This is a genomic window from Xanthomonas campestris pv. asclepiadis (genome assembly GCF_020784175.1).
In the GTDB taxonomy this organism is placed as follows: domain Bacteria; phylum Pseudomonadota; class Gammaproteobacteria; order Xanthomonadales; family Xanthomonadaceae; genus Xanthomonas; species Xanthomonas campestris_D.
Map to the genome: position 1 here is coordinate 11,060 of NZ_JAJGQM010000011.1, position 12,806 is coordinate 23,865.

Here is a 12,806-nt window from a genome sequence, read left to right on the forward strand (position 1 = left end):
AACTGCTTGAACCGCAGATGGCATGGTCCACCCAGTACGCGTAATCGACGCCGCCCCGTGCGGCGTTTTTTGTTGACCATCGCACGCCCGGGCAGGCGATGCGCATGCAACAGCTGAAACCGTGGCCTCGGTCGTTTATTATCAACCACTAACAGCATTTTTCTAAGGTCTGGCTACAGGTGGCAAAGCAGGTTCCCGAACGCAGCAAGCCCGCTGAGGGCAAGACGTCCTCGCGCAAGACAGCGGTGGCGGACAATCCGCGTCGGCAAAAGCTCTGGCGCGATCTGGCATTGATCGCGGTGGCGCCGCTGCTGCTGTATCTGCTGGCCAGCCTGTTCACCTACTCAAGCGCCGATCCGGGCTGGTCGCAGACCGGCAGCGTGGTCGCGCCGGTGCACAACATGGGCGGCCGCGTCGGCGCCTGGACGGCCGACGTGCTGCTGCAGCTGTTCGGTTATGTGGCTTTCCTGTTGCCGGTGGTGCTGGGCGCAGTGGCCTGGATCGCCTTGTTCGGCATGGACAAGGAAGGGCAGGCCGAGGCCGATCTGGGGCCGGCATTGCGGCTGGTCGGCATGGTGGGCTTTCTGATCGCCTCGACCGGCTTCCTGCATCTGCGTCTGTTCAGCGGCGACGTGGCCGCCGCCGGAGGGATCCTCGGGCGGTTGGTCAGCAATTCGCTGAGTGCCGGGTTCGGGGCCTTGGGCGCCAACCTGTTCGTGCTGGTGCTGCTGCTGGTGTCGATCACCCTGGCCACCGGCCTGTCGTGGTTTGCGGTGATGGAGCGCATCGGCACCTGGGTGCTGGCGTTGGGCCCGCTGATGCAGCGCAAGACCCATCAGGCCACCGAGTGGCAGCAGACCCGCGTGATGCGCGAAGAGCGCGAGGAAGTGCGCAAGGTCGATGCGGTCAAGCAGGCCAAGCGCGAGCCGGTCAAGATCGAGCCGCCGCCGGCACCGGTGGTGGAAAAGAGCGAGCGCGCCAAGCGCGATACCCAGATCCCGATGTTCCAGGGCGTCAGCACCGACGGTTCCGACCTGCCGCCGCTGGCCCTGCTGGACGATCCCAAGCCGCAGGCCAAGGGCTATTCGGAAGAGACGCTGGAGACGTTGTCGCGGCAGATCGAGTTCAAGCTCAAGGACTTCCGCATCGAGGCTCAGGTGGTCGGGGCCTATCCGGGCCCGGTGATCACCCGTTTCGAGATCGAACCGGCGCCGGGCATCAAGGTCAGCCAGATCAGCTCGCTGGACAAGGACATCGCGCGCGGGCTGTCGGTCAAGTCGGTGCGCGTGGTCGACGTGATTCCGGGCAAGTCGGTGGTCGGCCTGGAGATCCCCAACGTCACCCGCGAGATGATCTTCCTGTCCGAGCTGCTGCGCTCCAAGGAATACGACAAGTCGGCCAGCCCGTTGACGCTGGCCCTGGGCAAGGACATTGCCGGGCGCCCGACGGTGGCCGATCTGGCGCGCATGCCGCACTTGCTGGTGGCCGGTACCACCGGCTCGGGCAAGTCGGTGGCGGTCAACGCGATGGTGCTGAGCCTGCTGTTCAAGGCCTCGCACAAGGAACTGCGCATGCTGATGATCGACCCGAAGATGCTCGAACTGAGCGTCTATCAGGGCATCCCGCATCTGTTGGCGCCTGTGGTCACCGACATGAAGGAGGCCGCCAACGGCCTGCGTTGGTGCGTGGCCGAGATGGAGCGCCGCTACAAGCTGATGAGCGCGGTGGGCGTGCGCAACCTGGCCGGCTTCAACAAGAAGATCAAGGATGCCATCGATGCCGGCCAGCCGATGATGGATCCGCTGTTCAAGCCCAACCCCGAGCTGGGCGAAGCGCCACGGCCATTGGAAACGCTGCCGTTCATCGTGATCTTCATCGACGAATTCGCCGACATGATGATGATCGTCGGCAAGAAGGTCGAGGAGCTGATCGCGCGCCTGGCGCAGAAGGCGCGTGCAGCCGGTATCCATCTGATCCTGGCCACGCAGCGGCCGTCGGTGGACGTGATCACCGGCCTGATCAAGGCCAATATCCCGACCCGCGTGGCCTTCCAGGTCAGCTCCAAGATCGACTCGCGCACCATCCTGGATCAGTCCGGTGCCGAGGCGCTGCTGGGCAACGGCGACATGCTGTACCTGCCGCCGGGCACGGCGCTGCCGGACCGCGTGCATGGCGCCTTCGTCAGCGACGAGGAAGTGCATCGGGTGGTCGAGCACCTCAAGGCCAGCGGGCCGGTGTCCTACGTCGAAGGTGTGCTGGACGAAGTGCAGACCATGGGCGATGGCACCGTGGTCGGTGCGACCGGACTGCCGGAAAGCAGCGGTGGTGGCGGCGACGAGTCCGACCCCTTGTACGACGAGGCCTTGCGCATTGTCACCGAAACCCGCCGCGCCTCGATCTCCGGCGTGCAGCGGCGCTTGAAGATCGGCTACAACCGCGCCGCACGCCTGATCGAAGCGATGGAAGCGGCCGGCGTGGTCAGTCAACCCGAGCACAACGGCGACCGCACCGTGCTGGCGCCGCCGCCGCCCAAGTAATCGGCGGCCGGCAACGCGGCGCGTATCGGCTTGGGCGTGGCGCCGCGTTCCGGGCCTGTTCGGATTGCGGATGCGTAGACGCGTGGATGCGGCAATGTTGGAGGCCGGTGCCTGACGCTGCGGCGCGCACCGGCTACCCTGTTGCACGAGGGCCGCTCCGGCCCGCCGCGATCAAGACCCATGCTGCGTCGTTCCGTGTTGCTGTTGCTGCTGCTGATCTCATTGCCGTTGCTGGCCCAGGCCGAGCAACAGGCCGCGCCTGCTGCCGCTGCGGCGCGCACGCAGGCCGACACCAACTACAGCTTCGTGCGCTATCGCGCCGATTACGAAGTACGTGCCGACGCCAGCAGCGTGGAAACCGACGAGTACGAGATCCTGCTCAAGACCAAATCGGCAGTGGAGCAGTTCAGCCAGGTGCGGCTGAGCTATAGCGAGAAGATGGAAACCCTGGAGGTGCTGCAGGCCTACACCGTCACCGCCGAAGGACTGCGCCAGGACGTGGCGCCCGACAAGATCTACACCCAGGAAAGCTATTCCAGCGCCGCGGCGGCGATGTATGCCGACCGCAAGGTCAAGGTGGTGGTGTTCCCGAATCTGGCGCCGGGCGCGCGCATCGTCTATCGCGTGCGGCGGGCGCAGAACACGCCGTACTTCCCCGGGTACTTCAGCCTGTGGGAAACCTTCAGCGTGTTCGCGCAATACGACGATGCGGTGGTCACCCTGGTGGCACCGAAGGCATTACCGATGCATTTGTCGGTGCGGGGGCTGCAGGGCGGGACCAGGCCGGTGGTGCGCGGCGACCAGGCGCGCTGGGAGTGGCGCTATCAGCGCACCACGCCGATGAAGAACCAGAACTGGAGCGCGGCGACCTGGGAGTTCAGCCCCACCCTGATGGCCAGCACCTTCGACAGCTGGTCGCAGATGGGCCTGGCCTATCACGTCAAGGGCGGCCGTGCCGCCGCGGTGACGCCGGCGATCCAGTCGCTGGCCGACGAAGTGACCCGCGGTATCGACGCGCCGCGCGCGCAGGCCGCCGCGTTGTACGCGTGGGTGGCGCGCAATATCCGCTATGTGGCGGTGTATCTGGGCAACGGCGGGCTGGAGCCCAATGGCGCCGACAGCATCCTGGCCAACCACTATGGCGACTGCAAGGACCACACCGTGATCCTGGAAGCCTTGCTGGCGGCCAAGGGCATCGCCAGCACACCGGTGCTGATCGGTGCCGAAGGCGGGCCGACGCTGCCGCCGATTCCGGTGCTTGGGCGCTTCAACCACGCCATCACCTACATCCCGGCGTTCGATCTGTATGTGGATTCGACCAACCCCTACGCGCGCTTTGGCCAGTTGCCGGCCGGCGACCTGGGGGCGCCGGTGGTGCACACGCTGGATGGCAAGGTCACGCACACCCCGCCCAACGACCGCAAGGTCAACCGCTACGTCGCGCGTACCGAGTACCGCTTCACCCCGCAGGGTGGGCTGCACGGCCTGACCACGCTCGACAGCGGGCAGACCGGCGAGGTGGGGCTGCGTGCGATGTTCGTGCAGCTCAATGCGCAGAACCGCAATCGCATCGAGGAGTCGATCATTGCGCAGTCGGGCTTCGATGGCACCGGCGATCTGCTGATCCAGGGCGACCCGCTGGACCTGGATGCACCGTTCAACTATCGCTACGCGTTCCAGGCCGACGACGCAGTGGATTTTTCGGTGGTCGGCGGCATGACCTTGCCGGATATGCCCGGCGCCGAATCCACTCGTGGCATCTATACGACCACCTCGGCCGAAGACAACCTGACCCCGTTCTACTGCAACGACAGCGTGCGCGAAGAGACCTATGTGGTGAGCTTCCCGGCGACGGTGCCGATCATCGCGATCCCGCGCAGTAGCCGCTTTCGCAATGCCGCTGGCGAGTACGCGGTCGAGTGGACGCGCCAGGGCCAGACGGTGACGGCGGTGCATCGCTTGCAACGCGCGGCAGTACGTGGACCGCAGGCGCTGTGTCAGCCGCAGGATTACCGCGCGTTTCGCGAGCTCTACCAGCAGGTGCGGCGCGGCTTTCGCGGGCAGATCGTGTATGGCGATCTGTCCAGGGTGCAGACGGCGCAGTGAGATGAATCGACTGGCGGCGGCCGCGATCTGAACGCCTTGTGCAATAGCGCTCGCCCATTCATCCATGAAGTATCAGAATTCCCGCATTCCCTTTCTGGAACACCGCGATGCATCGCCAGCTCCGTTATGCCGTTCTCGCCACCGCTCTGTTCGCCGGCACCGCGTTCGCCGGCGCGCGTCAGGAGCTGGACACGTTCACGCGCGGCCTGAAGGGCCTGGACGGACAGTTCAGCCAGCAGGTTTCCGATGCCAATGGCCGGGTCAAGGAGCGCGCGAGCGGGCGGGTGGCATTGTCGGCGCCGCGCCAGTTCCGTTGGGAATACGCCAAGCCCTACAAGCAGCTGATCGTGGCCGACGGCAAGAAGGTCTGGGTGTTCGACCCGGATCTGGAGCAGGTGACCGTGCGCGCGCAGGGCAGCGAAGAACAGAACAGTCCACTGGTCGCGTTGATCGACCCGGCGCGCCTGGACAAGCAGTACGACGTCAGCGAAGAGGCGGCGCCACGTGACGGACTGCAGTGGCTGTCGCTGACGCCCAAGGTCGACACCGAAGCCAGTTTCCAGATGGCCTCGCTGGGGTTCGGCAAGGATGGCCTGGCCAGGATGGAAGTGGTGGATGCGGTCGGCCAGCGCACCGCGATCAGCTTCAGCGGCTGGAAGCGCAATCCGGCATTCGCTGCCGACACCTTTCGCTACACGCCGGGCAAGGGCGTGGACGTGGTCGGCGACGCGCAGTAAGCCATCGCCTGCAGCATCCACTCAGCCAATGGCGTTCTTCGCAGAAGGTCGCTGGCTGACGCGATACAATGCCGCGTGGCACGAACCAAGCTCCCCATCGCTCCCGAAGCCGATCTGCTCAGCGTAGACGGCGAGCATCTGCGCCCGCTGGCCGAGCGCATGCGTCCGCGCACCCTCGACGAGATGGTCGGGCAGAAGCGTCTGCTCGCTCCCGATAGCGCATTGCGACGCGCGGTGGAATCCGGTCGCGTGCATTCGATGATCCTGTGGGGCCCGCCCGGCTGCGGCAAGACCACCCTGGCGCTGCTGCTGGCGCATTACGCCGATGCCGAATTCAAGGCGATCTCGGCGGTGTTGTCGGGTTTGCCGGAGGTGCGGCAGGTCCTGGCCGAGGCCGCGCAGCGTTTCGCCAGCGGCCGCCGCACGGTGTTGTTCGTCGATGAGGTGCACCGCTTCAACAAGGCGCAGCAGGATGCATTCCTGCCGCATATCGAGCGTGGCACGATCCTGTTCGTCGGTGCGACGACCGAAAATCCCTCGTTCGAATTGAATTCGGCATTGTTGTCGCGCTGTCGCGTGCACGTGCTGGAAGGCGTTTCGCCGCAGGACATCGTCGAGGCCTTGCAACGTGCGCTGCATGATCCAGAGCGCGGGTTGGGGCAGGAAACGCTCCAGGTCAGCGATGCCTCGCTGCTGGAAATTGCCAGCGCGGCCGACGGCGACGTGCGCCGCGCATTGACCCTGCTGGAGATCGCCGCAGAACTGGCAGGCGGCGAGGGTGGCCAGATCACCCCGCAGACGCTGCTGCAGGTGCTTGCCGACCGCACGCGTCGTTTTGACAAGAACGGCGAGCAGTTCTACGACCAGATCTCGGCGCTGCACAAATCGGTGCGCAGCTCCAACCCCGATGCCGCGCTGTACTGGCTCACGCGCATGCTCGACGGCGGCTGCGACCCGGCTTATCTGGCGCGGCGGCTGACCCGCATGGCGATCGAGGACATCGGCCTGGCCGATCCACGCGCGCAGAGCATGGCGCTGGAAGCCTGGGACATTTACGAGCGTCTGGGCAGCCCGGAAGGCGAGCTGGCGTTCGCGCAACTGGTGCTGTATCTGGCCAGCACCGCCAAGTCCAATGCCGGCTATGCTGCCTTCAACCAGGCCAAGGCCGAGGTGCGCGCCACCGGCACGCAGGAGGTGCCGCTGCATCTGCGCAATGCGCCGACCAAGCTGATGAAGACGCTCGGCTACGGGCAGGACTATCAGTACGACCACGATGCCGAAGGCGGGATCGCGCTGGACCAGACCGGCTTTCCGGATGCGATGGGCGAGCGGGTCTACTACAACCCGGTGCCGCGCGGACTGGAGATCAAGCTCAAGGAAAAGCTCGACCGTCTGCGCGCCGCGCGCGAACAGGCGCGGGCTGACAAGGGCAGCAAGCCCACGGCATAATCGGCCGCACAGGAGATGGCATTCCTCCTTGAACCGCACGCACTCTGCGCGCTGATGATGCCTGCCCACCCCCGCCGGGGCGGCAGGCCTGTGCCCCGGCATCTATTCTCGCTCAGGAACTGGATGATGCCGACCATGCACGACACTTCGTTGAAAAGCCCTTCGGCCGCCTGCCGAGTGCGCGCGTGAACGCGCCGGTGTGGTGGCAGCAATTGCTGCTGGCGATGACCGGCGGTGCGCTGGGTTCCGGCCTGCGCTTTGCCATCGGTGTGTCGTTGCTGCAGCGCTTCGGTAACGGATTTCCGTGGGGCACGCTGACGGTGAATCTGCTCGGTTCGTTCGTCGCCGGTGTGCTGCTGGTCTGGCTGGATGCGCGTGGGCCATCGAGCTGGCCATTGCGGGCCTTGTTGATCGTCGGCGTGATCGGCGGGCTGACCACATTCTCCTCGCTGATGATGGAATGCCTGGTGTTCGCACGCACGGATCGGTCCGCGATGATCGGCGTGTATCTGGCCATCACGCTGGTGGCCGGACTGGCGCTGGTGTTCGCCGGTGCGCGTACCGGTCAGTGGCTGGTGGCGCGTTAGGCGCAGCTCTGCCGTGTAATCGCGGGAGTGAAGCGAAGGCCGGAATGTGGCGACGTTGCGTGCGTAGGCACACGCCGACTATTGAATGGCTGGCATGTATTGGCGACGCCGGGCGACGGTCAACGTGCCATCAGGAGCCATGCTCAAACGCGACGCTTGGCCGCGTGCCTGTCGGGCGCCCCGACGGATGCATGGTGTCGCTGGCATTCGCTGACGACCGTTTGCACTGGCGCATAAAGAAGGCGTGCTCGCGCACGCCTTGGTTGACTGACAGCCTGGTCGGCGTTGCGGGATCGGCCCGGCGGCCGATCCCGCAGTGCATGACTTACAGCGCTTCGATGATGCCTGCCGCGCCCATGCCGGTGCCGATGCACATGGTGACCATGCCGTACTTGAGCTGGCGACGGCGCAGGCCGTGCACCAGGGTGGCGGCACGGATCGCACCGGTGGCGCCCAGCGGGTGGCCCAGGGCGATGGCGCCGCCGAGCGGGTTGACCTTGGACGGATCCAGCTCGCTGTCGCGGATCACCGCCAATGCCTGCGCGGCGAAGGCTTCGTTGAGCTCGATCCAGTCGATCTGGTCCTTGCTCAGGCCGGCCTGCTTGAGCGCCTTGGGGATCGCCGCGATCGGGCCGATACCCATCACTTCCGGGCGCACGCCGGCCACCGAGAAGCTGACAAAACGCGCCAGCGGGGTCAGGCCGTAATCCTTGATCGCCTGCTCCGAGGCCAGCAGCACCGCACCGGCGCCATCGCTCATCTGCGAGGAGTTGCCGGCGGTGACGCTGCCGCCGAACTGGCCATTGCGGAACACCGGGCGCAGCTTGGCCAGGCCTTCCAGCGAGCTGTCAGGGCGCGGGCCTTCATCGGTGTCGACCAGGCGCTTGCGCAGCGCGATGACGTTGCCGGCCAGGTCGGGCTGATGCGACAGGATTTCGTAGGGAGTGATCTCGTCGCGGAACTCGCCGGCGGCAATGGCGGCAATCGCCTTCTGGTGCGAGGCCAGTGCAAACGCATCCTGATCCTCGCGCGAGACCTTCCATTCCTCGGCGACCTTCTCGGCGGTGATGCCCATGCCGTAGGCGATGGCGACATGGTCGTCGGCAAAGACGTTCGGCGACATGGCGACCTTGTTGCCCATCATCGGCACCATCGACATCGACTCGGTACCGCCGGCCAGCATCAGGTCGGCATTGCCCAGGCGGATCTGGTCGGCGGCCATCGCCACCGCCTGGATACCGGACGAGCAGAAGCGATTGACGGTCTGGCCGGCCACGGTGTTGGGCAGGCCGGCAAGCAACACGCCGATGCGTGCCACGTTCATGCCTTGCTCGCCCTCGGGCATCGCGCAGCCGATGATGGCATCGTCGATCCGCGACAGGTCGATGCCCGGCGCCTGCGCCACCACTGCGCGCAAGACGTGCGCCAGCATGTCGTCGGGACGGGTATTGCGGAACACGCCCTTGGGCGCCTTGCCCACCGGCGTACGCGTGGCGGCGACGATGTAGGCTTCTTGAATCTGCTTGCTCATGGCTATCTCCGATAGCCGGGATTGGGGATTCGGGATTGGGGATTCGCAACTGCGGATCCTGATTCCTGAAGGTTCCTGCCCGGCGGATGAATTTGGTGGAAGCGAGAAGGTCGGAGGGTGAGGGGAGCCGCTGTTGCGAATCCCCAATCCCCACTCCCGAATCTCAGTTCCTGAGTGGCTTACCCGTCTTGAGCATGTGCCCAATCCGCGCCTGGGTCTTTTCCTGCTGGGCCAGTTCGACGAAGTGCTTGCGCTCCAGCTTGAGCAGCCATTCTTCGTCGACCAGCGCGCCGCGATCGACCTCGCCGCCGCACATCACCGTGGCGATGCGGGTGGCGATTTCATAGTCGTAGTCGCTGATGAAGCGGCCTTCCAGCATGTTGACCAGCAGCATCTTGAAGGTGGCGATGCCGACGTCGCCGGCGACCTGGATGCGGCGTGCCGGCAGCGGAGCGCGGTAGCCGCCTTCGGCCAGTGCGCGGGCTTCGGCCTTGGCGATGTGCAGCGCTTCGAAGCTGTTGAACACGATCTTGTCGGTGGCGCGCAGCAGGCCCAGTTCCTGGGCATTGACCGCCGAGTTGGAGACCTTGGCCATCGCGATGGTTTCGAAGGTCTTCTTCAGCTCGGCGAACACATCGCCACCCGGGCCGGCGGCAATCGATGCGCGCACGGCGATTTCCTTCAGACCACCACCGGCCGGCAACAGGCCGACGCCGGCCTCGACCAGGCCGATATAGCTCTCCAGCGATGCCACCGTCTTGGCGCTATGCATCTGGAACTCGCAACCGCCGCCCAGCGCCAGCCCGCGCACGGCCGAAATCACCGGCACCTGCGCATACTTGATGCGCTGGCTGGTGGCCTGGAAGTTGGCGACCAGCGCTTCGAATGCATCGACCTTGCCGGCCTGCAGCAGACCCAGTGCGCCGGCCAGATCGGCGCCGGCGGAGAAGGGCTCCTTCTGCTGCCAGATCACCAGCCCGGCGAAGTCCTTCTCGGCGCGGCCGACGACCTCCTGCAGACCGTTGAGCACGTGATCGGAGACGGTGTTCATCTTGGTCTTGAAGCTGACCACGGCGATGTCGTCGCCGTCATGCCACATGCGCACGCCGTCGTTTTCGAACACCGTCTCGCCCGGCGAGAACTGCTCGCCCAGCAACGGATCGGGGAAGCGCTGGCGCTTGTACACCGGCAGTGCCGAACGCGGCAGCTTGGCATCGCGTGCCGGGCTGTACGAGCCTTCGGCTGCATGCACGCCGTCGCGGCCGTCGAACACCCAGTTCGGCAACGGCGCGCTGCTCATGCTCTTGCCGTTGGAGATATCTTCAGCGATCCACTGCGCCACCTGCTTCCACCCCGCGGCCTGCCAGGTCTCGAACGGGCCGAGCGACCAGCCGTAGCCCCAGCGGATCGCCAGGTCCACGTCGCGCGCGGTCTCGGCAATATCGGCCAGGTGGTAGGCGCTGTAGTGGAACAGGTCGCGGAACGTGGCCCACAGGAACTGCGCCTGCGGGTGCTGGCTCTCGCGCAACTTGGCGAACTTCTCGGCCGGGTTCTTGATCTTGAGGATCTCGACCACTTCCGGCGCGGCAGTGCGATCAGCGGCGCGGTAATCCTGCTTCTGCAGGTCCAGCACCACGATGTCCTTGCCGACCTTGCGGAAGATGCCGGCGCCCACCTTCTGACCGAGCGCGCCCTTGCCGATCAGCGCCTCCAGCCACTTGGGTGATTTGAAGTACTGGTGCCACGGATCGTCGGGCAGGGTGTCGCCCATGGTCTTGATCACGTGCGCCATGGTGTCCAAGCCGACCACGTCCGAGGTGCGGTAGGTCGCCGACTTCGGGCGCCCGACCAGCGGGCCGGTTAGCGCATCGACTTCATCGAAGCCCAGACCGAACTCGGCGGTGTGGTGGATGGTGGACAGGATCGAGAACACGCCAATGCGGTTGCCGATGAAGTTCGGGGTGTCCTTCGCATACACCACGCCCTTGCCCAGCGTGGTGACCAGGAAGCTCTCCAGGCCTTCCAGCACGGCCTTGTCGGTGCCCTTGGCCGGAATCAGTTCGGCCAGGTGCATGTAGCGCGGCGGATTGAAGAAATGCACGCCGCAGAAGCGGTGGCGCAATTGCTCGGGCAGCACGTCGGAGAGCTTGTTGATGCCCAGGCCCGAGGTATTGGAGGCCAGCACCGCGTGATCGGCCACGAACGGGGCGATCTTCTTGTACAGGTCCTGCTTCCAGTCCATGCGCTCGGCGATCGCTTCGATGATCAGGTCGCAATCGCGCAGATGCTCCAGGCCGGTGCTGTCGTCAGGCGTGCCGTAATTGGCCGGCGTGATCGCCTCGGCCAGGGCCTTGCTGGCGAGCGGGGCAGGGCTGAGCTTACCCAGGTTGGCGATGGCCTTGAGCACGATGCCGTCGGCAGGACCTTCCTTGGCAGGCAGGTCGAACAGCACGGTGTCGACACCGGCGTTGGTGAGGTGCGCGGCGATCTGCGCGCCCATGACGCCGGCACCGAGCACGGCAGCACGACGGACTAGCAACGGATTGGACATAGCGATGAGCCTTTGGTGTGAGCGACTACGGTGTGGAATGGGTGCGGAAACCGGGTTCCGCAAAACGAATCAGTTCGCGCGCAGCGCGCGCGCGGTGGTCGGCCTCGCTGACGCCGGCCGGCCGCTTGATGAGGCCGAAATCGGCCATCGCATAGGTGAGCGCGCCGGCGAGGAAATCCAGGCGCCAGTACAGCTCTTCCTTGCTCAGGCCCGGCACGCAGGCGGCGATGGCCTTGCCGAACTCGCGCAGAACATGCCCGTAGTGGTCGGACAGGAACTTGCGCAGGTTGTCGTTCTTTTCGGCGTAGGCGCGTGCGATCACGCGTACAAAGGCGCCACCGCTCTGGCGGTCCTGGGCCATTGCCAGGGCCGGCTCGACGAAGGCCGCCAGCACCGCGGTGAGTTCGCCCGGCTGTGACTTCCTGGCCGCCTCCAGTTGCTGCAGGCGCGCGGCGGTCATCTCGTCCATGCGGCGACGGAACACCTCGTTGACCAGGTTTTCCTTGGAACCGAAGTGGTAATTGACCGCTGCGATATTGACGTCGGCCTGGGTGGTCAGCTGGCGTAGTGAAGTTCCGGCGAAGCCATGCTGGGCGAACAGCTCCTCGGCCGCGCCGAGGATGCGGTCTTTGGTGGAGAAGTGGGCGGGCTTGGGCATGCGCGGGGTGGAACTCAATCAAACGATTGTTTGAGTCTACGGGCTGGGCGCTACGGCAGTCATGCGGCAATGCAGCACGATTCAGGGGGCGGTGTGCAAATGAAACGATGAAGAGATAGAATTGACCATCGCAAAGAAGCCTAAGCCCGCGTTTTGACGCGGGTTTTTTTCATGATAATCTCGGGCCTTCAGTGGCCCGCCCAACGGAGATCTTCCCATGGCGCTGGAGCGCACCCTGTCCATCATCAAGCCCGACGCCGTTGCCAAGAACGTCATCGGCGAAATCTACAGCCGTTTCGAAAAGGCCGGCCTGAAGATCGTGGCATCCAAGTACAAGCAGCTGTCGCGTCGCGAAGCCGAAGGCTTCTATGCCGTGCACCGCGAGCGTCCGTTCTTCAACGCGCTGGTCGAGTTCATGATCTCCGGCCCGGTGATGATCCAGGCGCTGGAAGGCGAGAACGCCGTTGCCGCACACCGTGACCTGCTGGGCGCGACCAATCCCAAGGACGCCGCGCCGGGTACCATCCGCGCCGACTTCGCCGACTCGATCGATGCCAACGCCGCCCACGGCTCGGATTCGGTCGAGAACGCTGCCAACGAAGTCGCGTATTTCTTCGCCGCCACCGAAGTGGTCTCGCGCTGAGGCCGAG

At 65.4% G+C, this 12,806-nt stretch carries 9 protein-coding genes and 1 riboswitch; of the genes, 6 read left to right on the top strand and 3 right to left on the bottom strand.

Features of this window, described 5'->3' with window-relative positions:
• Nucleotides 1-179: 179 nt before the first annotated feature.
• The 5 genes from LL972_RS07455 to crcB all read left to right on the top strand — a co-directional run bounded on the left by LL972_RS07455 (nt 180) and on the right by crcB (nt 7,416).
• A complete protein-coding gene (locus LL972_RS07455) occupies nt 180-2,537 on the top strand; it encodes a DNA translocase FtsK (protein WP_228327038.1) in 2,358 nt (785 codons plus the stop codon).
• 180 nt (nt 2,538-2,717) lie between these two features.
• A complete protein-coding gene (locus LL972_RS07460; protein WP_228327039.1) occupies nt 2,718-4,643 on the top strand; it encodes a DUF3857 domain-containing transglutaminase family protein in 1,926 nt (641 codons plus the stop codon).
• 107 nt (nt 4,644-4,750) lie between these two features.
• Entirely contained in the window at nt 4,751-5,380 is a 630-nt protein-coding gene (lolA, locus tag LL972_RS07465) for an outer membrane lipoprotein chaperone LolA (protein WP_016901760.1), read from the top strand.
• Nucleotides 5,381-5,539: 159 nt separating this feature from the next.
• Complete coding sequence (locus LL972_RS07470; protein WP_228327102.1) at nt 5,540-6,829, top strand: replication-associated recombination protein A; 1,290 nt, start codon at nt 5,540-5,542, stop codon at nt 6,827-6,829.
• A gap of 2 nt (nt 6,830-6,831) precedes the next feature.
• A riboswitch (Fluoride riboswitch) is annotated at nt 6,832-6,900 on the top strand.
• 114 nt (nt 6,901-7,014) lie between these two features.
• Nucleotides 7,015-7,416 (top strand): fluoride efflux transporter CrcB, encoded by a 402-nt coding sequence (crcB, locus tag LL972_RS07475; RefSeq protein WP_228327040.1) that lies wholly within the window; start codon nt 7,015-7,017, stop codon nt 7,414-7,416.
• A 325-nt stretch (nt 7,417-7,741) separates the two neighbouring features.
• Here the strand turns inward: crcB and LL972_RS07480 are convergent, their stop codons facing one another.
• From LL972_RS07480 to LL972_RS07490, 3 genes are all read right to left on the bottom strand, one after another.
• Entirely contained in the window at nt 7,742-8,947 is a 1,206-nt protein-coding gene (locus tag LL972_RS07480; RefSeq protein WP_228327041.1) for an acetyl-CoA C-acyltransferase, read from the bottom strand.
• Nucleotides 8,948-9,110: 163 nt separating this feature from the next.
• Nucleotides 9,111-11,498, bottom strand: a complete 2,388-nt coding sequence (locus tag LL972_RS07485; RefSeq protein ID WP_228327042.1) for a 3-hydroxyacyl-CoA dehydrogenase/enoyl-CoA hydratase family protein — start codon at nt 11,496-11,498, stop codon at nt 9,111-9,113.
• 25 nt (nt 11,499-11,523) lie between these two features.
• Nucleotides 11,524-12,156 carry a TetR/AcrR family transcriptional regulator gene (locus LL972_RS07490; RefSeq protein ID WP_024940119.1) on the bottom strand — a complete coding sequence of 211 codons (633 nt, stop codon included), beginning with the start codon at nt 12,154-12,156 and terminating at the stop codon, nt 11,524-11,526.
• Between the two features lie 217 nt (nt 12,157-12,373).
• On the opposite strand from LL972_RS07490, the gene ndk reads away from it, so the two are divergent.
• The gene (ndk, locus tag LL972_RS07495) at nt 12,374-12,799 is read left to right on the top strand and encodes a nucleoside-diphosphate kinase (RefSeq protein WP_024940120.1); all 426 of its coding nucleotides are present in this window, start codon (nt 12,374-12,376) and stop codon (nt 12,797-12,799) included.
• The last annotated feature ends 7 nt before the right edge of the window (nt 12,800-12,806 follow it).